Here is a 20,971-nt window from a genome sequence, read left to right as displayed (position 1 = left end):
ATCTAAGTGCACTGCGTGCCGGTGCCGGTCGCCGTGGAGGCGGCCTGCAGGTTCACGTCCTGGCCGGTGAAGGCGACGTCGATGCCGCGGTCGGAGGCTTCCAGCTTGTCCACGGAGATCTCCGCGAACAACGGGCCGAGCATCGCGTCGGTCACCTGGTCCACCATCTGCTGGGCGAAGTCGTTGGGCAGCCCGATCCCGAAGGCCTTGGCCTCCTCGACGCGGAACTCCACCTTGCCGTCCACCTGGGTCGGCTTGATCACCACGGTCGCCGGCACGGAGAAGAAGGCCACCGGATACGACGCCTCGATGGTCATGGAACCGTCGGCGTTGCCGGTGATCGAACTGATCTCGGCGCCGCTCATCTGCTGACCGCCCGAACCGTCGCCGGCCATCTCCTGCACCCGCTCGTACGGGATGAAGGCGGTGCCGCGCAGGCTCTGCACCGAACGGCCGTCGCGCGCCACCTCGTCGGCCCGCGCGTGCAGACGCATGGCCGTGCCCGACGGCGAGTCGTTGGTGTCCACCTGCACCCACGGCACCGAGCCGGTGAACCACGCCCCGATCAGCGGCCCGCGCGGTACCGACACCGTGGTGGAGGTCCCGGTCATGTTGGTGAACGCATCCTCGATGCAGCCTGTCACCTTGTTGCGCACGTACAGCTCGGTGCTGACCCCGGCGATGACCAGCAGCAGCACCACGGCCGTCGCGATCAACCCGATGGTGCGGCCGCGGCTCTTGGTCAGTGCGCCGCCGCGCGGTCGGGTGCGCACCACGGTGGGCCGCGGTGCCGCGCCGGTCTGACCGGGAATCGGCGCGAACCGTCCGGCCGCAGGATCCTCGGCGGACAGGTCCGGGACCGGCATGCGGCGCGTCACCGGCCGGGTGCCCGGGTCGTCGGCCGCGGGCTGCGGGCTCGGGGCGACGACGGGCAGGGAGTCGGTGGTCGGCTCCGCGATCTCCGTGGTCTCGGCGGCCTCGGTCTCGGCACTCTCTGTCTCAGCGCCCTCGGTCTCGACGGCGGGAGTCTCGACGTCCGCCGACCTCTCCGGCACCTCGGGCACCGCGGGAATCTCCGGAATCTCGGGGACCTGGGCGTCGGGCTGCTCAGCGTCCGGCTTCTCGTCGCTCATGGACCTCTAGTCGTTCGGGTGGGACCGGGGAATCTCGCGCTGGTTGGCCAGCACTGCCAGCACGCTGCGCGCCTTCCCGGCGGTGGACAGGTCTACCTCGTGGACGCTCAGCTGCTGCTGCGCGCCATGATCTGCGATCACGCTACCGAACGGATCTGTGAGGCGGCTATGCCCGATCCCCGTCGGAGCCTTAGTTTTCCGCAGTTCCGGGTCCTCTGGCAGGGCCTGCCCGACGGCGGCGACGAAGCTCGCGCTGTCCAGCGCGCGCGCCGCGGCCAGCAGCTGCCACTGTTCTAGTTTCCCCGGGCCGGAGCCCCACGACGTCGGCACCGCGATCAGTTCGGCGCCGCGCCGGGCCAGCTCCACGAACAGCGCGGGAAAGCGGATGTCGTAGCAGGTGGCCACGCCCACCCGGTGGCCGGCGACGTCCACCACCACCGGCTCGGTGCCGGGCGCCACGGTCGCCGACTCGGCGAAGCCGAAGGCGTCGTACAGGTGGATTTTGTCGTAGCCGCGCACCGGCTCGCCGGGCACCGCGATCACCAGGGTGTTGGCCACCCGGCCGTCGTCGGCGGGTGTGAACATCCCGGCGATCACCGCCACCCCGGTCTCGGCCGCCGCCGCCGCGACCCCGCGCGCCCACGGACCGTCGAGCGGCTCGGCCACGTCGGTCAGCGGCACGCCGAACCGGCACATCATGGCTTCCGGGAAGATCACCAGGTCGGCGCGCTGCGCGGCCGCGTCCCGGGTCCACTGCGTCAGCAGGTCGAGGTTGGCCCGCGGGTCGGTCCCCGAACTGCACTGTGCCATCGCGATGCGCATCGCCGGCTCCTCCTTCGCTCCCCTCCCAGCGTTGCACACATCCGCCGCCGGCTCAGGAAACGGGCCGCACCGCCGACCAGGGGACGGTGAGGAGGTTGTCTACGGACCGGCCGCGGCGTACCCGCACCGGGAAGCCCTCGTCCCGGAGCATCTCCAGCGCCACCCGCCAACGTTCGCGGGGACCGAAGGGCGCGTGCCCGGCGGCCCGATCCCAGCAGCGGTCGGCCGCCTCCAGCAGGGCGTGCACCGGCTCGCCCGGCACATTGCGGTGGATGAGCGCCTTGGGCAGCCGCGGCGCCAGATCGGACGGGCGTTCGCTGTGCGTCGGCGCCCACGACATGGTGAACTCCACCGGCCCGTCCGCGTCGAGCAGCACCCAGCAGTGCCGGCGCCCGATCTCGTCGCAGGTGCCCTCCACCAGGTAGCCGCCCGGGGCCAGGCCGCCGCAGAGCTGCGCCCAGGCCGCGGCCACCTCGTCCTCGTCGTACTGCCGCAACACGTTGAAGGCCCGCACCAGGTGCGGTCGCAGCCCGGCCAACTCGAAACCGCCGAGCGCGAACCGGACACCGGGCGACGGCGGCGCCAGCCGGTCCGGGTCGATCTCCAAGCCCACCAATTGCACGCGCGGATCCACCGCGCGCAGTCGGCCCGCCAACTCCAGGGCGGTGTCGGGGCGCGCACCGTAACCGAGGTCGACGGCGAGCGGAGCGTCCGCACGATCCAGCGCGGCCCGGATGCGGGGGTCGGTGCACATCCACCGATCCACCCGCCGGAGACGGTTCAGGTTGGTCGTGCCGCGGGTGATTCGGCCGATCGGCACGATCAGGCCAGGTGCTTGCTCACCCAGTGCTGCGAGTACTCAGCCTCCGCACGGAACAGGTCCACCAGGTTGACCAGCATCAGCTGCTCCAGCGTGCCGTTGATGAAGGGCAGAAACACCTTCACCTCGGTGGTCTTGCGGAGCGTGCTGCCGGTTTCGGTGTCGGTCAGCACCTGTTCGCCGTTGAGCGACCCCGGACCGGCCGGGATCGACGCGGTGTAGGTGCCCTCGGTGGCCTCGGGATTCCACGCACCCAGCGTCTCGACGCGGGTGATCATCATGTCCTTGCGCATCACGGTCTGCGCCACCGGCGGCAGCATGTCCCGGGGGATGGCCTGCTTGAGCACCACGCGCATGCCGTCGGGCCCCGCGGTGAACTCGTCCAGCTCGGAGACCGGGGTCAACATGCGGAAGCCGTCAACCAGATCCTGCCAGTACTGCCGTTCCATCTGCGCCTCGTAGAACTTCTCCGCGGGGAAGTTGAAACGCGCCGAATAGCTGAGCCGTCGTGCCATGGGGATTCAGCGTAATTACTGACCCGCGCCCTGCACAAACTCGACGGTGGCATCCCGCTCGGCATTGAGCAGGTGTTTCACCTGGTCGATGATGGCGCGCTCGATCTTGCCGCCCACGAAAGGAATGCTCACCGCGCAGTTGCCGTGGTACTCGGCCGTCGCCGGATCACCCATGATCATGATGTCGCCGTGGATCTTGGCCGGGGCGCCCTCGACGGATGCCTCCATCTGGCCGATGACGGTCGCGCCGGAGTTCACGAACTCGATGGTGCGGGGAATCACGACGTCGCCGGGCCGCACCGCGGTGACCACCGACGGCAGGTTCTCCTCGCCGACACCCTGCTTGGTGGCGACGGTGACGCGGTTGCCGTCGTGGGAGAACGAGACCAGACTGCCGTGTTCGGCGTTGGTCGCTTCGATCAGGTCGTGCCAGTACTGTTCGTCGCTGAGCCGCGCCCACAGTGCCTCCACCGAGAACGGGTAGCTGACCGAATGCTCGAAGTTGCTCGCCATGGCGTTCAGGCTACCGTTAGCCGGGTGAGCAATCCGCAACCGACCGGTCCTCGCCTGGCCGATTTCACCACGCTGCGTCTGGGCGGCCCGGCCCGCGCATTACGTCGCTGCCCGGACACCGATTCGCTCGTCGAGGCTGTCACCGCCTGCGATCGTGCCGGTGAGCCGGTGCTGCTGATCGGCGGCGGATCCAACCTGGTGATCAGCGACGACGGTTTCGTCGGCTGCGCCCTCGGCTGAGGTCGCTCAGAGGGACAGCAGCAGGTCGTCGAGGAGACGGTTGAACTCGTCGGCCCGCTCGATCGGCACCATGTGCCCGGCGCCGTCGTAGGTCACGTACTCGAGCAGGACCCCGTTGTCCTCGAGCACCTGCGCCATGAACTCGGCGTGCAGCGGCGGGGTCAGCCTGTCCTCGGTCCCGACCACCACGATGGTCGGCACCGAGATGGCTTCCAGGCCGCCGATGATGTCGAGGTGGTACATCGCCGATCCCCACGCGGCGCGGGCGACGGGCGAGCCGCGCGCGATCAGGTCGTCGGAGAAGTCCACGTGCGCCTGCCGGGCCTTGGGGCCGAGCGAGATGTAGTGGGCCAGTTTGCTGGTCAGCGCATTGTTCGGCAGCGGCATCGGCGACGACACGAAGGCCCGCGCCACCAGCGGCTTGACCATCTCGGCGAACCAGGGCAGCGAATCGGCGGTGAGGCGCTGCTCCTGCACCACGTGGCGCGGCGTCGTGGAGGCGAGCACCACCGCGGCCACGCGATCGCCCATGCCCGAGGAGAACTGCTTGGCCCACGACACGATGGTCATGCCGCCCATGCTGTGCCCCACCAGCACCGCGCGCTTGCCCTCCGGCAGCGTCGCCTCCAGCACCGTCTGCAGATCCTGGCCCAGCAGTTCGATGCTCGGTGGTGTGGTGCCCAGCTCCGACAGCCCGTGTCCGCGATGGTCGTAGGCGATGATCGGTCGGTCGCCCGCCAGGTGGTTGACCTGCGCGTTCCAGAACCGGGTGCTGCAAGTCCAGCCGTGGACCAGCACCACCACCTCGTCGCTGGGATGGTCCTCCAGGTCCAGGGAGGTCTCCACGTGAAGCAGCGTGCCGTCGGAGGTGGGCACCGCCGACGAACGCGTGACGCCGTGCGGATTGGTCAGCCGCGGATCCGGGCCGTCGTCAATAGGATCGGGGAACTCCCACGCGGCCTTGGCGATACCGCCGACCACCAGCGCCAGATCGGCGGCCAGCAGTGCCGCGGCGGTGCCGCCGGCCCAGGCCAGCCCGCGCAGCCAGCGCGATCGGTCAGTTCTGCTCATCCCCGGGCTCCTCGTCGAAGTACTTGGTGGCCGTGCCGATGGCCTTGGAGATCTCCGCGTCGAGCGCCTTGCTGAACGCGGTCTCCACGATGTCGTGCGCCATCGGTCGGACGGTGTTGATCAGCTCGGCGAGGTCGGACACCGACTTCTCGCTGAGTGTGGGCAGGTTCTCGTCGAAATACTTGTCGGTGATGATCGAGACGAAGCTCGCGGCCACGTCGGCCAGGTCCGATTCCACGCGCAACCACCGGTCGAGCAGCGTGTCGATGTCGATGCCGCCCTTGACCAGGACCTCGGCCCCCTCCAGCAGTTCGGGGTTGCGCACCGCGAAGTTGGTGCCGTCCTTGGCCAGCAGCCCGAGCTTCTGGCTCAGCGAGATCGCGCGGTCGCTGGCGCCGAGCGTCTTGCGCAGCTCGGTGATGGTGATGGTGGCGGCCCGTTTGAGGTTGCGCAGGCGACCGCTGGGCCGCGGCTTGCCCCGCAGCACGTGCTCCACCTTCATGCCGCGGCTGGCGGCGATCAGCAGCTCGCTGATGGTGGCGAAGGTGTACCCGCGGTTGAGCAGGCTGGAGATCAGGTTCAGCCGGACCAGGTGCTCCTCGGAGTACCAGCCGCTGCGGCCGCGCAGCTCGGGCGGCGGCAGCAGGCCGCGATCCTGGTAGACGCGGATGTTTCGGACGCTGACGCCGGAGACTTCGGCCAGCTCGGCGATGCGGTATTCGGTCACCGTGTGCCCCGGAGGTTCAGGCGGCCTTGCGGAACCACGAACGACCCTGGATCTCGTCGATGCGCGGCCGGATGTCGACCAGGTAGACGCTGGTGCCCACCATCGACGCCAACAGGAACAGCCCGGCGAACGAGGTCAGGACCGCGCCGGCGGCCATGATCGGCAGGGTCAGGACGCGGAGCACACCGAACAGGGCGGCCACGGCGGCGCAGACCGCCATGATCGCCACCCAGAAGCCCTTGCTCTTGGTGTCGATCGCCGGGTAGGCGTCGGGGCGGGTCACCACCGCATGCACCAGCCCCGCCACCGCGCCGACCAAGGTCAGGCCGGTCAGGGCGAGCATCAAGACGAAGATGATCAGGTTTACGATCCAGCCCACACTCACATCGACCACTCTAACCGCGTGATTCCGAGTCGGGCTCGGCGGCGGGCTCGGCCGCGGCCTGCGCGGAGTTCTCGTTGCGGAAAGTGTCGTAGATCTCCAGCAGCATCTGCTTCTGCCGCTCGTTGATCGTGGTGTCCACCAGGAGCGCATCGCGGACCGGGCTGGCCGGGCGCTCCTCCAGAATCCCGGCGCGCACGTAGAGCACCTCGGCGGAGACACGCAGCCCCTTGGCGATCTGCGCCAGCACGTCGGCCGACGGCTTCCGCAGGCCGCGCTCGATCTGCGACAGGTAGGGGTTGCTCACCCCGGCGCGCTCGGCCAACTGTCGCAGCGAGACCTGGGCCGCCATCCGCTGCGTACGGATGAACCCCCCGATGTCGTGCGCGGGGCTGGGGGTGTCGATCTGCTTGTCGTCGTCGCTGCTCACCGGTGCCGTCCTCTCACCTTCGAGTATCCCGAACCGGCGCTAACAAATGCAAGCGGAGGTGTCGGGGTGAGAGGAACGGAACAGCCCACCCGTCAGCCGAAAAGCAGTTCCGAGAACGTGTAGATCGCGAGCCCGGCGAGCGCGCCCACCACGGTGCCGTTGATACGAATGAACTGAAGGTCGCGGCCCACCTGCAGTTCCAGTTTGCGGCTGGTCTCCTGTGCGTCCCAGCCGCGCACGGTCTCGGTGATCACCGAGATGATCTCGGTGGAGTAGTTCTCGGCGACGTGCTGCCCGGCCCGCGCCACCCAGGTGTTCATCTTGTCCAGCAGCGGCGCGTCGTCGCGGACCCGCACCGCCAGCCGGATCACCGACTCCGAGAGCGAGGTGCGCAGCGTGGACTTGGGGTCGTCGAGCATCTGCTCGATGACGGCCTTGCCGGCCTGCCACGCGGTCGAGGCGGCACCGGTCACCTCGTCGCGTCCGAGCAGTTCCTCCTTGATGCCCTCGAACTTGGCGATCATGGCGTCGTCGTGCTGCAGATCGTCGGCGAAGTTGCGGACGAACTCGGCCATCGCCAGCCGCAGGTCGTGGTCGGGGTCGGCCCGCACCTTGTAGGTGAACTCGGTGAGCTCGCGGTAGATCTTGTCGCCGACCAGATTGTTGACGAAGCGGGGCGTCCACGCCGGGCCGTCCCGGTCGATCACCCGGTCGACGAGATCCTGGCTGCCCAGCGCCCAGTCGTGCGCGCGATCGCACAGGAGCTGGATCACCGGCTCCAGCCGATCCTCGTCGACGAGCTGCTGCAGCACCCGACCCACCGGGGGCGCCCACACCGGCTCGGCCGCCCACTTGAGGACGGCCTGGATGAACTTCTCGACGTCCTCGTCGCGCAGCATCTCAGACAGCAGTCCGAACGCGCGCGAGACCTCGTCGTTGACCCGGCTCGCGTTGGCCGGGTCGGCCACCCAGCCCGACACCCGGCCGGGCAGGTCCAGCGTGCGCGCCCGCTCGGCGATCACGTCCGGAATCATGAAGTTCTCTTCGATGAAGCCGCCGAGCTGCTCGCCGATCTCGTCCTTCTTCCGCGGAATCAGCGCGGTGTGCGGGATCGGCAGGCGCAGCGGATGTTTGAACAGGGCGGTCACCGCGAACCAGTCGGCGAGCGCGCCGACCATGCCGGCCTCCGAGGCCGCGCGCACGTAGCCCACCCATCCGGCCACGTCGGCGCCGTCCCGATGCTCGAGCCAACGCATGGCCAGGTACACCATGGCGGCGAAGATCAGGAACGAGACGGCGAGCAGTTTCATCTTGCGCAGACTGCGGATACGTTCCGCGTCCGGCTCGGCGAGACCGCTGGGCGCGGTCCGGGCGGCGGGCGGTGCGGGCAACGTGGTCGACATCAGACCAGTGTCACCCATGAACGATTAGGGTGGCCAGGTGATGGCTACCCCACCCCGACCGGCCGGTGCCGCGCGCGCCGCGGTGAATGCTGCCGCGATTCTGACGCGTGAGATCGAACAGCGCCTGCTCGCGCCCGCCGTCGATGCCGTCGCCTCTGACGGGCGCAAACAGCGCTGGGCCCGACACAAGCAGGCACGCCGCACCGAGTTGATTCTCGGCACCATGGAGGCGGTGCGCGCGCTGGGGCCCGAGGCGGGCATGGACGAGATCGCCGCGCACGTAGGCGTGTCCAAAACGGTGCTCTACCGATACTTCACCGATAAGAACGACCTCGCCGCCGCGGTCAGTGAGGCGTTCATCCAGACGACGCTGCTGCCCGGGCTCACCGAGGCACTCACCGAGGAGCTCGACGACTTCGAGCTGGTCCGCGCCGTGATCGGCGTGTACGTACGCACCGTGGCGCAGAACCCCAACCTGTATCGCTACAGCGTGACCACCGAGCATTCCGATCCGGGCATGCTGGCGGCCGCGGTCCGCGTCTTCGCCGGCGCCATCGAGTCGACGCTGCACAGCCGCCTCACCGACCGCGAGGCCGAAACCAGCGGAGCCGCGACCTGGGCGTTGGTGATGATCGGCGGCGTGGAGCTGACCGTCGGACGCTGGCTGGATGCGCCGTGGGTGGACGCCGACCAGCTGACCGACGAACTCACCATGCTGCTGTGGGGCGGTGTGGCCGGAGTGATCCAGGCCGGCGGCTCCGCCTCCGATTTCGTCGCCGCGCCGCCGCGCATCTCCCCCATCCTGAACGAGGAGTAACCATGAGTACCAAGCCCGTCGCCCTGGTCACCGGGACCAGTCGCGGGGTCGGCAAGGGCGTCGCCACCGCCCTGCGCGATGCCGGCTGGACCGTTTTCGGCACCTCCCGTCGCGGCCGCGGCCCCGACGGCGTGACCAACCTGACCTGCGATCACACCGACGACGAGGCCGTCGCCTCCGTCTTTGAACGCATCGAGTCCAGCGCCGGACGACTGGACCTGCTGGTGAACAACGTGTGGGCCTCCCCGCCCGGCTTCGCCGGCTTCACCGAGAAGTTCTACGAGCGGCCGCTCAGCGACTGGGACACCCTGATCACCGTGGGGCTGCGCGCCCACTACGTGGCATCGGTGCACGCGGCCAAGATGATGACCGCACGCGGTTCCGGCCTGATCGCGTCCATCTCGTCGTTCGGCTCGCGCGGACAACTGCATTCGGTGCTGTACGGCATGAGCAAGACTGCCCTGGACAAGATGACCTTCGACATGGCCCACGAGCTGCGCGGCACCGGCGTCAGCACCGTCTCGCTGTGGCCCGGCCTGGTCCGTACCGAGCTGCTGCTCTCGGTCGGGATCACCGAGTTCGCCGGGTTCCCGATCTCCGAGGCCGAGGACCCGACGTTCATCGGCCGGGTGATCGAGCGGCTCGCCACGTCGCCGGATCTCGCCGAGGTCAGCGGCCACACGCTGATCACCGCCGAACTCGGTGCCGAGTACGGGATCACCAACGACGACGGCACCGCGCCGTCGTCGCACCGCGGCCCGTTCGGTGGCGGCGGCCTGTTCCCGCCCGCCTGACTCGGCCTGCCCGACCAGGTCCACAAACAGAAAACTGCCCCCGCACCATCGGGTGCGGGGGCAGTTCTGCGTGACCGGTCAGACCGGAACGATCACTTAGCGGTGTTCGGCGCAGCCTTGGCAGCGGGCTTGGCCGGAGCCTTGCGAGCCGGAGCCTTCTTGGCCGGAGCAGCCTTGGCAGCGCGGGCCTTGGCGGTGTCGGCGGCTTCGTCGATCTTCGCGGCGGCGGTCTTGGCCTCGGCCGCAACCTTGACGCCGGCCTCTTCGATGTCAGCAGCAGCGTCCGCGACCTTGTCGACGACCTTGGCGCCGGCCTCTTCGATGTCAGCGGCGGCATCCTCGACCTTGTCGGCGGCGCGACCGGCGAGAGCGGCAGCGCGCTCACCGACGGCGCGGGTCTGCGACGACACGACGCCCAGGGCGTCCTCGGTCAGGTCGACGGCCTCGTTGTACACCTTGCCGACGCGCTCCAGGTTCTCCTGGACGGTGGGCTGGGTGCGCAGACGCTCCACAGCACCTTCGCCGCGCTCGGCGAGGTCCTTGTAGAAGTCGGTCGCGGTCTCCACGTAGGGAGCGGTGACCTTGCGCAGCTCCTCGCGGAGTTCGTCGCGCTTGAGCTTGGCCTTGATGTCGTCGACGTTGACGTCGGACGGCAGGTCGGCGAGACGGGTGCGGGTCTCGGTCAGGCGGGTCTGTGCGGCCTCGGCGCGGGTGCGCAGACGGTCGTAGACCTCCTTGGCCTCCTGGACCACGACGTCACCGGCGCCGACAACGGCGTAGAGGGGCGTGGGGAGGGTGCGTTCGGTGGTGCTCATGGCAACTCCTTCGATTCGATCCGCTTCTCTCCTGCAGACACCTCTCGGATGTCTTCCAAGTTCCGGATCCCGTGAATTGGACTCCCTAAGTATGCACCGGAGTGCTAGCAAAAGCTAGCGACGTGCTAGCAGTTGTGGCCCATTTCACCGGATAGATGCAGGAAGACGCATCCAGGCTGCTAACTGTTCACCGCTTTTGCGCCCGCTGGGTCGGCACATCGCCGGCTCGCCTCATTGCCGGTTCGACGACGGCAGCTCAGCGATCTACGGCGTCATATACCCATCGTGGCGCGCCCCACTGCCGTTGTTCTACCCGGTGCCGTTGTTCTACCCCGCGCCGTCGTCGCACCCCAGTGCCCGTCGGCGTCGCCGCGCCCCGGTCCCGACACTCTCGTCGCCGCCTCAAGAACATGCTCGCACTATTGTGCGGTGTGATAGTGGGGTGTATCATAAGAATAAGCGAGAGGGATGAACCGTCCCGGACTCGCGGAGCAGACTCTCGGAACATGAGTGGCCGGGTGACCGATCGTCACGCGGCTCGACCGGTTCCTTCGCTATCGGCTTCTCATGACCTTGAGGAGTGAGCGTCATGGACGCAACAACTCTCACCGCCTTCACCGATCTGCTGAGCGATGACCTCACTATCCCCGTCGGTACCGACATCGATACGCCGGCGAATCTCGGGCAGTTCCTGGCTCGGGCGCGGGCGGTTGACGACGACCGTGAACTGCTGGCCGTAGCCGCGGCGGTTCTGCGGTTACGCAATGTGGCCGACTACTCGGTCGCCGCGACGTGCGCGGCGATCGAACGCGTCGGACTACCCGCCCGGAAGCATGTGCGGTCCGCCGCGGCGATCCTCGCCGAACTCGGGGCGGCACCGGCGGTGGCCTACCGAGCCGCGCGGCTCGGACAGGCGATCGCCGACGAGCACCTTGTGTCGGCCATTCGCGGATTGCGTGATGGTGCGGTGTCGGCGGAGCACGGCGATGCCGTGGCGTCCGGTCTCGGGCACGTGGCCGGTCGGGTGGAACTGACCGAGGCGGATCGTGCGCGGGTGGTGCATTCGTTGATGGTGCAGACCTCGCCCGCGCGGGTGAAGGAGAAGGCTCGGGCGTGGGCGATCAAGCTGGCACCGGAGGTTCCGGCGGACGGGGAGGTTCCGGTCGCCGAGCGTGACGACCTGAACGAGATGACCCTGAACCGCACGGACGACGGTCGGGTGGCGGTGACGATCGACTTCGACATCGTGGCAGCCGAGGAACTCAGCGCGGCGCTGGATCCGCTCACGCGGCCGGTGCCCGAGCCGGACGGTTCGCAGGATCGGCGGTCGGCCAAGCGGCGGCGAGCGGATGCGATGGCCCAGGTGATCCGCACGTATCTGTCGCATTCCGAACGACCCGAATCCGGCGGAGTGCTGCCGCACGTGACGTTGTCGGTGCCCGCAGCGGTCGTCATCAACGGGCAAGTACTCGATTCAGGCGCGGGACTTGGTGCGCGGCAGACGATCTCAATCCCGATGTCTGAGGACGAGACCGCAGAGGACGAGACCGCCGTGCCGTGGCTCGGGTTCGGCGGACCCATCTCAGCGCGGACCGCGGAGCTGATCATGTGCGAAGCGTCCGTCGCCCTGGCGCTGCTCGACGACAACGGAGTGCCGCTGAACGTCGGTCGCGAGAAGCGGCTCTTCACGCCGGGCATCCGTAAGGCGCTGGTGCTTCGGGACCGCGGTTGCGCCTTCCCCGGTTGCGGGGCGCCTCCGTCCTGGTGCGACGGCCACCACGTGGAGCATTGGGAGCACGGCGGAGAGACGAGCCTAGACAACGGTGTCCTGCTCTGCCGCCGACACCACACCCTCATCCACCACGGTGGATGGGAAGTGTTCATCGGTCACGATCGGCAGCCGTGGTTCATCCCGCCGGCCGATCCCGACCATCCGAAACATCGACGCGAACCGATCCGATCGAATGCGCGACGAACATTGACCTTGTCAGCCAGCGCCGCGTGAGGCGCGTGAAACCAGTGCCGGGAACGGTTCCCGACGCGATGTGTTGTTTGAAAATTTCATACTGTGCCTGCCATGAGGCGGGCCCGGGCGGCCAAGGGGGTCGCCCGGGCCCCGGGCCATCAGTCGCCGAAAAGGAGCGCGGCTAGGAGGCCGACGCTTCGTCGTACCGGTAGAAGCCCTGACCGGCCTTCTTGCCGACGCGTCCGGCGTCGACCATCTGCACCAGCAGCGGCGGCGGTGAATAGAGGGGTTCGGCGAACTCGTCGAACATGGTCTCGGCGATGGCCTTCACGGTGTCCAGGCCCACCAGATCGGCCAGCTTGAGCGGCCCCATCGGGTGCGCGCAGCCCAGCACCATCGCCTTGTCGATGTCGGCGGCGGTGGCGAAACCGCTCTCCACCATCCGGATCCCGGACAGGAGGTAGGGCACGAGCAGCGCGTTCACCACGAAACCGGAGCGATCGCCCGAGCGGACCACCTGTTTGCCCAGGACGTCGTTGGCGAACGACTCGGCGCGGGCCGAGGCCGACTCGGCGGTCACCGACGTGGTGACCAGCTCGACCAGCGGCAGCACCGGCACCGGATTGAAGAAGTGCAGGCCGATCACGCGCTCCGGCTTCGCGGTGGCCGCGGCGAGCGTCATGATCGGGATCGACGAGGTGTTGGAGGCCAGGACCGCTTCCGGTTCGGTGACCACCTCGTCGAGCCGGGCGAAGACGGCGGTCTTGACGTCGACCTCCTCCACCACGGCCTCGACCACCAGCTGGCGGTCGGCGAAGTCGGCGAGGTCGTCGGTGAAGCGCAGCTTCCAGGCGGCCTGCTCGCGCTCGCGCTCGGTGAGCTTGCCGGAGGACACCCCGCGATCGAGGGACCGCAGAATCCGGGTCCGCCCGGCATTGGCCAGTTCGCGGGTCGGTTCACACACGAGCACGTCCACGCCGGCGCGCGCACAAACCTCGGCGATGCCCGCACCCATCTGCCCCGCGCCGACGATGCCGACGCGCGAGATCATTTCCGTTGACATGCCCATTCCTGAATCGGCCCTTGAATGCAATGATCCCGGGGCCGACGTGGATCGCTCCCTGCCAGCCCCGGGATCATCATGTACCTCAGTGAGAGGAGCTGTTCCTAGTGGAACTGGCCCTCTTCGGTCGAGCCCTTCAGGGCAGCGGTGGAGGTGTTCGGGTCGACGGTGGTGGCCACCTGGTCGAAGTACCCGGCACCGACCTCACGCTGGTGCTTGATGGCGGTGAAGCCGCGCTCCTCGGCAGCCTTGAACTCGCGCTCCTGCAGGTCGACGAAGGCGGTCATGCCCTCGCGAGCGTAGCCGTAGGCCAGGTCGAACATGCCGTAGTTGAGCGAGTGGAAGCCGGCCAGGGTGATGAACTGGAACTTGAAGCCCATCGCGCCGAGCTCCTTCTGGAACTTCGCGATGGTCGCGTCGTCCAGGTGAGCCTTCCAGTTGAAGGACGGGCTGCAGTTGTAGGCCAGCAGCTGGTCCGGGAAGTCGGCCTTGACAGCCTCGGCGAACTTCTTGGCGACCTCCAGGTCCGGCACACCGGTCTCCATCCAGATGAGGTCGGAGTACGGAGCGTAGGCCTTGGCGCGGGCGATCGACGGCTCGATGCCGTTCTTCACACCGTAGAAGCCCTCGGAGGTGCGGGTGCCGTCCAGGAACGGGCGGTCGCGCTCGTCGACGTCCGAGGTGATCAGCGTGGCTGCCTCAGCGTCGGTGCGGGCGATGACGACGGTCGGCACGTTGGCGACGTCAGCAGCCAGGCGAGCCGAGGTCAGGGTGCGGATGTGCTGCTGGGTCGGGATCAGCACCTTGCCACCGAGGTGGCCGCACTTCTTCTCCGAAGCGAGCTGGTCCTCCCAGTGCGAGCCGGCGACGCCTGCGGCGATCATGGCCTTCTGGAGCTCGTAGACGTTCAGCGCGCCACCGAAGCCGGCTTCGCCGTCGGCCACGATCGGCACGACCCAGTTGTCCACCGAGGTGTCGTTCTCGACGCGAGCGATCTCATCGGCGCGCAGCATGGCGTTGTTGATGCGACGGACGACCTGCGGGACCGAGTTGGCCGGGTACAGGGACTGGTCCGGGTAGGTGTGGCCCGAGAGGTTCGCGTCACCGGCGACCTGCCAGCCGGAGAGGTAGATGGCCTTGAGGCCGGCGCGCACCTGCTGCACGGCCATGTTGCCGGTGAGGGCGCCGAGAGCGTTGATGTAGCTGTCGTCGCCCTTGCTGACGCCTTCCCACAGGATCTCAGCGCCGCGACGAGCCAGAGTCTGCTCCTCGACCACGGTGCCCTGGAGTGCGGCGACCTGCTCGGCGGTGTAGTCGCGAGTGATGCCCTTCCAGCGCGGGTTGGTGTCCCAATCCTTCTGGATTTCCGCTGCGGTACGGGCCTGTCCGACGTTGGTCATAAGCCTTCGCTTTCTGCTCCACTGCCCAGCGGCAGTGCTTGGGGGTTCCGAGGTCATTCCTCTTGCGAATCGAACGACATCTCGAGGCGTTGCCTGCAAACAGGGTGCCATAGGACAAACTCCCAGGTCCAGACCTTGACTACTGCAAACCCCGGCTAGCTTTTCGTCCGGTTTTGCAAATCATGCAAACCCGAGGGTGGGGATCGGATTCGCAAGATCGCCAAAAAGTACGCGCGTACTGGGAAAACTCCGAACCGGCGAGTAACCAGCGGCGGACGGGTTCGGTCGCCGTCGCCGTCGCCGCGGTCGCGGCACTCGCCGTCGAACGTGCGTGATCTCACATCTCGCGACGGTCAGCGGGCGGCGCGATCGACGGCGGCCTGCACCAGTGCGAGGTACTCCTCCTGGGGCAACGGCGGGGTGATCTGCTCCGGCGCGACGGGCAGCACGCCGCTGTCGGGCGAGCCCACATTCACCTGCACGGTGACCACCTCGCCGCTCGGTCGACGCACCAGCACATTGGACAGCAGGGTGCTGCGCACCAGCACCCGGCCGCCGGTCAGCGCCGTGACGCTGTCCGAGCGCAACACCAGCGCCTGCTCCACGGCGGCGCCGCTCGGCGCGGGCAGTTCGGTGCTGGTGGTGACGATGCGCGACCCGGCCAGGGTGCCCTGGCTCGGCACGGCGGTGACCACCGCGCAGACCCCGGTGGTGGCCCGCCGGTCCGCGTCCAGGTTTCGGCGCACCGTGGTGACCAGTTCCGACAGCGTCCCGGTGTCGGACTGGGCCACCAGCAGCACCGTGTTGTCGGCGTCCAGCTCCGGCGTGAACGCGGCGTCGGCGGTGGGCGTGCAGCCCTCCGGCGTGAACGCCACCGACGCGGCCTGCTCCAGGGTCCGACGGTTGCCGGCCACCAGGTCTTCGACGTCGGCGGGCACCACCGAGTAGCCGGCGGGCAGGCTGTCCGAGGACAGCACCAGGCCGGTCAGCGGCAGCTCGGAGTCCGCCGATCCACACGCGGTCAGCAGGGTCGCCGCCCCGACGGCCACCGCCGTGATCGACAGGAACCGGCGGCGGCGCGCAAGAATAGACACGCGGTCACCGTACCGAGCGGACACCGGGAGGACGGAACACTATGGGCGAGATGGGCAAGACGGCGCGATGAGCAAGACCTACGTGGGCTCGCGGCTGCGTCAGCTTCGCGGTGAGCGCGGCCTGTCCCAGCAGACGATGGCGCGGACGCTCGGCATCTCGGCGTCGTACCTGAACCAGATGGAGCACGACTCCCGGCCGCTGACCGCCTCCGTCCTCGGCCGCATCAGCGAGGTCTTCGGCATCGACATCGGATTCTTCGATCCGCAGGACGACGTCCGGCTGATCGCCGAGCTGCGCGAGGCCCTGCTCGACGAGGACCTCGACGCCCACCCGTCGGCCAGCGATCCCGCCGAGATCAGCGCGATGGTCGCGGGGCACCGCACGATGGCCGAGGCGATGGCCCACCTGCACCGGCGCTACCGACTGGTGTCCGAGCAGTTGGCGGCGGTGACCGCGGGCCGCGGCGACCCGGGCCTGCGCGGCACCACCAGCGCACCCCACGAGGAGGTGCGGCACTTCTTCTCCAACCACCGCAACTACTTTCACGACCTGGACGTGGCCGCCGAAGAACTCACCTCGCGCATGCGGATGAACTCGGTGGACATCCGCACCGGCCTGGCCGACCGGATGTCCCAGGTACACGGGGTCCACATCGATCGGCGCGTGGACCTGGGCGACAACGTGCTGCACCGCTTCGATGCCAAGAACCGTCGCCTCGACTTCGCCGCCTCCCTGTCGATCGGTCAGCGCAGCTTCCGCATCGCCGCCGAACTCGGCTACCTCGAACACGGCGACCTGATCGACGCGCTCGTCGACGACGGCGCCTTCACCACCGAGGACGCCGCGACCCTGGCCCGACACGGGCTGGCGAACTACTTCGCCGGCGCCGCGGTGCTGCCGTACGCCCAGTTCCACGGCGCGGCCGAAGACTTCCGCTACGACATCGAACGCCTCTCGGCGTTCTACACCGTCTCCTACGAGACCGTCTGCCACCGGCTGTCCACCCTGCAGCGCCCCAACCTCCGCGGGGTGCCGTGGACCTTTGTGCGCATCGACCGCGCGGGCAACATGTCCAAGCGCCAGTCGGCCACCAGCTTCCACTTCTCCGCCAGCGGCGGCACCTGTCCGCTGTGGAACGTGTACGAGACCTTCGGCTCCCCCGGCAAGATACTCACCCAGATCACCGAGATGCCCGACGGGCGCGAGTACTTCTGGATCTCCCGGACCGTGGAACGTCGGGCGGCGCGCTACGGCCAGTCGCCCAAGACCTTCGCCATCGGGATGGGCTGCGAGCTGCGCCAAGCCGACCGAGTGGTGTACTCCGACGGCCTCGAACTGGGCCCCCAGGCCCGCACCACGCCGATCGGCGCCGGCTGCCGCGTCTGCGATCGCCGCGGCTGCGCCCAACGCGCCTTCCCGCCGCTGGGCACCAGCCTGGCGATCGACGAGCACCGCAGCACCGTCTCGCCGTACATGATCGTCCCCGCCCCCGACGCCGGGCGCGGGTGATCTGGCGCACAGACGTCGACTACGTTGAGACGCATGAGCACTCCACGTGTCACACCCGGCGGGCTACGCGAACTGGGCCCCGTCAACTGGGCGATCGTGCGCGCGATGTCGCTGGCGACCGGCACCGACAACGCCCACATCTTCGCCACCCTGGGCCGCAGCAAGGGGCTGTTCCGCGGGTGGCTGCACTTCTCCAGCCGCATGATGCCGCTGGGTGAGCTGTCCCGCCGGGAGAGCGAGATGATCATCATCCGCGTCGCCCACCTGCGGGAATGCGACTACGAACTGGACCATCATCGTCGGCTGGGCGCGCAGGCCGGGATCACTCCGGCGCTGTACACCCGGATCGTCGAGGGCCCCGACGCCGGGTGGGGCGACCGCGAGGCCACCCTGCTGCGCGCGACCGACGAACTGGTCACCGGCCGGGACGTCTCCGACGACACCTGGGCGGCGCTGCGCCGCCACCTGACCGAGCGCAAGGCCATCGCCTTCGTGCTGCTGGTGGGCCAGTACGACATGCTCGCCACCACCATCGGCGTCCTGCGCGTGCAGCGCGACGAGTTCTAGGCCCGGCCGCTGTGAGCTCGCCGGCCGCGCGACTGATGCACAACCGCGCCTTCTCGCAGATCTACGAGCATCTGTGGCGGCCGCTGTTCACCCGCGGCTTCAGCCTCGGCGGCTCCTCGACCCTCGACTACGACCGCGCGCTGCGCGCCTACCTCGCGCGCCCCGGCGACCGGCGAGTTCTCGACATCGCTTGCGGCCCAGGCAATTACGCGCAGGACGCCAGCCGCGGCCTGACCGGCGACGGCGCCTACGTGGGTCTGGACTTCTCCCGCGCCATGCTGGCGCAGGCCGCCCGCGACAACGTGAGCGAGCGCGTCACCTTCCTCCGCGGGGACGCCCACCGCCTGCCGTTCGCCTCTGAATCGTTCGACACCGTCACCTGCCTCGCGGCGCTGTATCTGATCGACGATCCGCTGGCGGTGCTCGACGAGATGGTCCGGGTGACCGCACCCGGCGGCGAGCTGATCGTCTTCACCTCGGTGCGCGCCTCGATCGCCGGGCTGCCCGGCGCCGCGGCCGCCGCCGGCCTGGTGGGCCTGCGACTGTTCTCCCGCACCGAGATCCTCGACCGACTGGCCGCGCACGAGCTGGTGCAGGTGGAGCAAACGATCACCGGCGTCGGGCAGTACGTGCACGCACGCAAGGCCCGACGCCGGTGAGGTCGTCCTAGCCGTCGATCACGCGGCCGGCTCCAGCGAGACGACGCCCGTCGGGGCGTCCTGCTCCGGCGTCTCGGTGATCACCATCGGGTTCTCCTGGACCAGGTCCTCGGTCGGCGTCTCGACGATGACCGGCGCCGGCGGCGTCACCGTCTCGTTCTGTCCGGTATCCGTGACCTCCAGGTCCAGCGTCTTCGGCGCGTCCTCGGCCACCTTCGCGGTCTTCTGCGACAGCTCCGCGAGGGTGTCGGTGAGGGTCACGCTGTTGGCCGAGGCCCGGTTGCCCAGGGCGGTGCCCACGTCGGCCATGCCCTGGAAGGCCAGGGTGGCCGGCGGGGTGATCAGCGTGCGGAACACCGGGTCGAGCAGGCGCTGCGCGGTCCCGAACGGGTCCAGCAGGCCGAGCCCGGTCGGGTCGGTGATACCGGCCAGCCCGAACAGGTACTTCGGGTCCAGCGTGATGATGTTGGTCGGGAGGCTCGAACCGAGCGCCCCGGTCAGCGCGCCGAGGACACCGTCGTCGATCGCGGCACCGGCGGGCGCCTCACCGAGCTGGAACGACGGAAGGCCGACGCCGAAGAACGACGGGCTGGTGTAGCCGATGCCCTTGGGCCCGACGTTGAACGAGCCCATCGAGTAGACCATCGGGAGCGGAATGCCCAGGCCCGCGTTGATGGCGGCGATGGTCCAGCCCGAGTTGTAGGCGATGCCGTCCGGCCCGATCTGGAACGATTCGAGCACCGACGTGGAGTCCACGCCCAGCCCCAGCAGCGGCACGGCCCAGCCCTGCGAACGGGTGCCCAGCACCCCGCTGACGGTCTGGCCGTTCTGGCTCACCAGACCCGGGCTGTACTGGCCGCCGACGGTCAGCAGCCCGAACGGCAGCGCGATGCCGCTGGCCAGCACCGGGACGGTGGTCACCTGGTCGCCGATGATCACCTGGGTGGTGGACATCAGCCAGCCCAGCGAGCCGTCGCCGAAGACGTTGTACTGCCCGCCCGCCTCCCGCTTGGTCAGCGAGAAGCCGGGCACGTCGATGCCGTTGAGCTGGTTGAGCGCGTTCTCCACGCCGGGGTTGGGGTTGTACGTGGTGTCGATGGTCGACGACCACGCCTTGCAGCCGACGTTGCCGAGAACCGGGACCTTCTTGAACTCCACGCACTTCCGGACGTCCAGGGTGTCCAGGGTGCCGATCTGGTCGCGGAAGTTCTGCTTCAGCGACTCCGAAGTGACCGGATCGACGGCGTAGCGTTCCTGCACCAGCCAGGTCTTGCCGTCGATCTGCAGCAGCGGCCAGTTGTAGGCGTGATTCCAGGCGGAGCGATCGTACTGCACATCCGGCAGCCCGAGCAGGCCCAGCGGGTCGCCGAGGTCGAGCTTGTCCACGACGTAGCCGCCGTCCTGGATCACCCGCGGGGTGTACGGGAGGAGTGCCAACCCGCGGGCTTCGATGTTCTCCCCGAACGTTGTCGCATCCACGCCCAGCAGGGCCCCGACGGTGGCGGCAGCCTTCGGCGTCACCTGGGAGACCGTGTCGACGGCGGCGAGCGCGGTGGGCAGCGCCATCGCGTACTGGGGCAGTCCGGCGGCGAGGCCGCCGAGGCCGAAGACGCCGGCCGCGCCCGGCACGTGCGAGGTGTCCGGGGTCTTCACGGCCGCACCCGCGAGATCCCCGAGACCCTCGAGGAAGTTCAGGTTCTTGGACGTGCTGGTCTTGTCGTTGCTGACGGTCGGCAGCATGCCCTCGGGGGCGATCGAACCGAGCGGCGCCAGGAGCGCGCGCTGGGTCTTGCCGAGCGCGTCGGACACGATGATCAGGTTGTTCCACGTGTCGTAGCTGTTCTGCGCGTTGGCCGTCGCGTTGATCTGCTCGGCCTGGGCCACCGCGGGCCCCATCGCGATCGACGCCGAGATGAACGCGGCACCGGCCGCGGTGGCCATCTTTCGCTTGTTGAACCCCGTGCGCGCGACGCGGCGCTGCTCCGCCCGTCGCAGCGATCGGCGCGTCGGTGTGTTCTTCGATCCATTCATGGGTCGTCCCCTCATTTCCTCCCGCGGATTCCCTATCCGCTTGGCCGGAGTATCGGGGATGGTTGTGACAGCCGTTACCGGTCGAAGCCGTCGAACGGATAGTGCCCCTTGGGGTGGTGGACTTCGGATCGGGCGTAGAGTCACGCGTTCTGATCAACGAGTCGTTGTGAACGCTATGCGATTTGGGCTTGCGCGTCCA

General features: G+C 68.7%; 21 protein-coding genes and 1 pseudogene. 7 read left to right on the top strand and 15 right to left on the bottom strand.

Annotation, left to right across the window (positions count from 1 at the left end; all coding sequences use genetic code 11):
- Positions 1-2: 2 nt before the first annotated feature.
- From ACFFJD_RS17450 to ACFFJD_RS17430, 5 genes are all read right to left on the bottom strand, one after another.
- Complete coding sequence (locus tag ACFFJD_RS17450) at positions 3-1,133, bottom strand: LmeA family phospholipid-binding protein (RefSeq protein WP_382366500.1); 1,131 nt, start codon at positions 1,131-1,133, stop codon at positions 3-5.
- Between the two features lie 6 nt (positions 1,134-1,139).
- On the bottom strand, positions 1,140-1,955 hold the full coding sequence (locus tag ACFFJD_RS17445; protein ID WP_382366499.1) for a carbon-nitrogen hydrolase family protein: 816 nt from the start codon (positions 1,953-1,955) through the stop codon (positions 1,140-1,142).
- Between the two features lie 52 nt (positions 1,956-2,007).
- Positions 2,008-2,709 (bottom strand): class I SAM-dependent methyltransferase, encoded by a 702-nt coding sequence (locus ACFFJD_RS17440; protein WP_382366497.1) that lies wholly within the window; start codon positions 2,707-2,709, stop codon positions 2,008-2,010.
- A gap of 68 nt (positions 2,710-2,777) precedes the next feature.
- Positions 2,778-3,290 (bottom strand): DUF2505 domain-containing protein, encoded by a 513-nt coding sequence (locus ACFFJD_RS17435; protein WP_382366495.1) that lies wholly within the window; start codon positions 3,288-3,290, stop codon positions 2,778-2,780.
- A 15-nt stretch (positions 3,291-3,305) separates the two neighbouring features.
- The gene (locus ACFFJD_RS17430) at positions 3,306-3,803 is read right to left on the bottom strand and encodes a DUF2505 domain-containing protein (RefSeq protein ID WP_382366493.1); all 498 of its coding nucleotides are present in this window, start codon (positions 3,801-3,803) and stop codon (positions 3,306-3,308) included.
- Between ACFFJD_RS17430 and murB the strand changes: the two are divergent.
- Positions 3,783-4,037 (top strand): annotated as a pseudogene (gene murB / locus ACFFJD_RS17425) (UDP-N-acetylmuramate dehydrogenase); the annotation flags it as partial. The gene ACFFJD_RS17430 and the pseudogene murB sit on opposite strands and share 21 nt — an antisense overlap.
- 12 nt (positions 4,038-4,049) lie before the next feature.
- Here the strand turns inward: murB and ACFFJD_RS17420 are convergent.
- The 5 genes from ACFFJD_RS17420 to ACFFJD_RS17400 form a co-directional block, all read right to left on the bottom strand.
- On the bottom strand, positions 4,050-5,114 hold the full coding sequence (locus ACFFJD_RS17420) for an alpha/beta fold hydrolase (protein ID WP_382366491.1): 1,065 nt from the start codon (positions 5,112-5,114) through the stop codon (positions 4,050-4,052).
- Entirely contained in the window at positions 5,101-5,841 is a 741-nt protein-coding gene (locus tag ACFFJD_RS17415) for a MerR family transcriptional regulator (protein WP_382366489.1), read from the bottom strand. Before ACFFJD_RS17415 ends, ACFFJD_RS17420 begins: the two co-directional genes overlap by 14 nt.
- 16 nt (positions 5,842-5,857) lie before the next feature.
- A complete protein-coding gene (locus tag ACFFJD_RS17410) occupies positions 5,858-6,220 on the bottom strand; it encodes a DUF2516 family protein (protein WP_382366487.1) in 363 nt (120 codons plus the stop codon).
- A 16-nt stretch (positions 6,221-6,236) separates the two neighbouring features.
- Positions 6,237-6,653 (bottom strand): helix-turn-helix domain-containing protein, encoded by a 417-nt coding sequence (locus ACFFJD_RS17405; protein ID WP_382366485.1) that lies wholly within the window; start codon positions 6,651-6,653, stop codon positions 6,237-6,239.
- Positions 6,654-6,745: 92 nt separating this feature from the next.
- Complete coding sequence (locus ACFFJD_RS17400) at positions 6,746-8,074, bottom strand: DUF445 domain-containing protein (protein WP_382366483.1); 1,329 nt, start codon at positions 8,072-8,074, stop codon at positions 6,746-6,748.
- A gap of 22 nt (positions 8,075-8,096) precedes the next feature.
- Between ACFFJD_RS17400 and ACFFJD_RS17395 the strand changes: the two genes are divergently transcribed.
- Entirely contained in the window at positions 8,097-8,873 is a 777-nt protein-coding gene (locus ACFFJD_RS17395; protein ID WP_382366481.1) for a TetR/AcrR family transcriptional regulator, read from the top strand.
- Between the two features lie 2 nt (positions 8,874-8,875).
- On the top strand, positions 8,876-9,667 hold the full coding sequence (locus tag ACFFJD_RS17390) for an SDR family NAD(P)-dependent oxidoreductase (RefSeq protein WP_382366479.1): 792 nt from the start codon (positions 8,876-8,878) through the stop codon (positions 9,665-9,667).
- Positions 9,668-9,759: 92 nt separating this feature from the next.
- On the opposite strand, the gene ACFFJD_RS17385 is transcribed toward ACFFJD_RS17390, so the two are convergent.
- Positions 9,760-10,482 (bottom strand): heparin-binding hemagglutinin, encoded by a 723-nt coding sequence (locus ACFFJD_RS17385; RefSeq protein ID WP_382366477.1) that lies wholly within the window; start codon positions 10,480-10,482, stop codon positions 9,760-9,762.
- 589 nt (positions 10,483-11,071) lie between these two features.
- Between ACFFJD_RS17385 and ACFFJD_RS17380 the strand changes: the two genes are divergently transcribed.
- Positions 11,072-12,487 carry an HNH endonuclease signature motif containing protein gene (locus tag ACFFJD_RS17380; protein WP_382366475.1) on the top strand — a complete coding sequence of 472 codons (1,416 nt, stop codon included), beginning with the start codon at positions 11,072-11,074 and terminating at the stop codon, positions 12,485-12,487.
- Between the two features lie 142 nt (positions 12,488-12,629).
- Here the strand turns inward: ACFFJD_RS17380 and ACFFJD_RS17375 are convergent, their stop codons facing one another.
- The 3 genes from ACFFJD_RS17375 to ACFFJD_RS17365 all read right to left on the bottom strand — a co-directional run bounded on the left by ACFFJD_RS17375 (position 12,630) and on the right by ACFFJD_RS17365 (position 16,005).
- A complete protein-coding gene (locus ACFFJD_RS17375) occupies positions 12,630-13,511 on the bottom strand; it encodes a 3-hydroxybutyryl-CoA dehydrogenase (RefSeq protein ID WP_382366473.1) in 882 nt (293 codons plus the stop codon).
- A 104-nt stretch (positions 13,512-13,615) separates the two neighbouring features.
- A complete protein-coding gene (aceA, locus tag ACFFJD_RS17370) occupies positions 13,616-14,911 on the bottom strand; it encodes an isocitrate lyase (RefSeq protein WP_382366471.1) in 1,296 nt (431 codons plus the stop codon).
- A gap of 353 nt (positions 14,912-15,264) precedes the next feature.
- On the bottom strand, positions 15,265-16,005 hold the full coding sequence (locus ACFFJD_RS17365; protein WP_382366469.1) for a hypothetical protein: 741 nt from the start codon (positions 16,003-16,005) through the stop codon (positions 15,265-15,267).
- Between the two features lie 67 nt (positions 16,006-16,072).
- On the opposite strand from ACFFJD_RS17365, the gene ramB reads away from it, so the two are divergent.
- From ramB to ACFFJD_RS17350, 3 genes are read left to right on the top strand one after another with little or no spacing between them, the layout of a single operon-like run.
- Positions 16,073-17,515, top strand: a complete 1,443-nt coding sequence (ramB, locus tag ACFFJD_RS17360) for an acetate metabolism transcriptional regulator RamB (RefSeq protein ID WP_382366467.1) — start codon at positions 16,073-16,075, stop codon at positions 17,513-17,515.
- A gap of 33 nt (positions 17,516-17,548) precedes the next feature.
- Positions 17,549-18,082: a carboxymuconolactone decarboxylase family protein gene (locus ACFFJD_RS17355; protein WP_382366465.1), complete on the top strand. Its 534-nt coding sequence runs from the start codon at positions 17,549-17,551 to the stop codon at positions 18,080-18,082.
- A gap of 11 nt (positions 18,083-18,093) precedes the next feature.
- On the top strand, positions 18,094-18,741 hold the full coding sequence (locus tag ACFFJD_RS17350) for a class I SAM-dependent methyltransferase (RefSeq protein WP_382366463.1): 648 nt from the start codon (positions 18,094-18,096) through the stop codon (positions 18,739-18,741).
- A gap of 18 nt (positions 18,742-18,759) precedes the next feature.
- Here the strand turns inward: ACFFJD_RS17350 and ACFFJD_RS17345 are convergent, their stop codons facing one another.
- Positions 18,760-20,772: a hypothetical protein gene (locus ACFFJD_RS17345; RefSeq protein WP_382366461.1), complete on the bottom strand. Its 2,013-nt coding sequence runs from the start codon at positions 20,770-20,772 to the stop codon at positions 18,760-18,762.
- Positions 20,773-20,971 lie beyond the last annotated feature (199 nt).

It is taken from the genome of Gordonia phosphorivorans (assembly GCF_042432625.1).
Taxonomy (GTDB): domain Bacteria; phylum Actinomycetota; class Actinomycetes; order Mycobacteriales; family Mycobacteriaceae; genus Gordonia; species Gordonia phosphorivorans.
Note: the sequence above shows the minus strand (reverse complement) of the source record. Positions and strands in the feature narration are given on the sequence as shown.

Excerpts from the sequence above, each read along its gene's own strand:
- ACFFJD_RS17450 (WP_382366500.1), bottom strand. The coding sequence starts at position 1,133 with ATGAGCGACGAGAAGCCGGACGCTGAGCAGCCCGACGCCCAGGTCCCC.
- ACFFJD_RS17445 (WP_382366499.1), bottom strand. The coding sequence starts at position 1,955 with ATGCGCATCGCGATGGCACAGTGCAGTTCGGGGACCGACCCGCGGGCC.
- ACFFJD_RS17440 (WP_382366497.1), bottom strand. The coding sequence starts at position 2,709 with ATGTGCACCGACCCCCGCATCCGGGCCGCGCTGGATCGTGCGGACGCT.
- ACFFJD_RS17435 (WP_382366495.1), bottom strand. The coding sequence starts at position 3,290 with ATGGCACGACGGCTCAGCTATTCGGCGCGTTTCAACTTCCCCGCGGAG.
- ACFFJD_RS17430 (WP_382366493.1), bottom strand. The coding sequence starts at position 3,803 with ATGGCGAGCAACTTCGAGCATTCGGTCAGCTACCCGTTCTCGGTGGAG.
- ACFFJD_RS17420 (WP_382366491.1), bottom strand. The coding sequence starts at position 5,114 with ATGAGCAGAACTGACCGATCGCGCTGGCTGCGCGGGCTGGCCTGGGCC.
- ACFFJD_RS17400 (WP_382366483.1), bottom strand. The coding sequence starts at position 8,074 with ATGGGTGACACTGGTCTGATGTCGACCACGTTGCCCGCACCGCCCGCC.
- ACFFJD_RS17395 (WP_382366481.1), top strand. The coding sequence starts at position 8,097 with ATGGCTACCCCACCCCGACCGGCCGGTGCCGCGCGCGCCGCGGTGAAT.
- ACFFJD_RS17390 (WP_382366479.1), top strand. The coding sequence starts at position 8,876 with ATGAGTACCAAGCCCGTCGCCCTGGTCACCGGGACCAGTCGCGGGGTC.
- ACFFJD_RS17385 (WP_382366477.1), bottom strand. The coding sequence starts at position 10,482 with ATGAGCACCACCGAACGCACCCTCCCCACGCCCCTCTACGCCGTTGTC.
- ACFFJD_RS17380 (WP_382366475.1), top strand. The coding sequence starts at position 11,072 with ATGGACGCAACAACTCTCACCGCCTTCACCGATCTGCTGAGCGATGAC.
- ACFFJD_RS17375 (WP_382366473.1), bottom strand. The coding sequence starts at position 13,511 with ATGTCAACGGAAATGATCTCGCGCGTCGGCATCGTCGGCGCGGGGCAG.
- aceA (WP_382366471.1), bottom strand. The coding sequence starts at position 14,911 with ATGACCAACGTCGGACAGGCCCGTACCGCAGCGGAAATCCAGAAGGAT.
- ramB (WP_382366467.1), top strand. The coding sequence starts at position 16,073 with ATGAGCAAGACCTACGTGGGCTCGCGGCTGCGTCAGCTTCGCGGTGAG.
- ACFFJD_RS17355 (WP_382366465.1), top strand. The coding sequence starts at position 17,549 with ATGAGCACTCCACGTGTCACACCCGGCGGGCTACGCGAACTGGGCCCC.
- ACFFJD_RS17345 (WP_382366461.1), bottom strand. The coding sequence starts at position 20,772 with ATGAATGGATCGAAGAACACACCGACGCGCCGATCGCTGCGACGGGCG.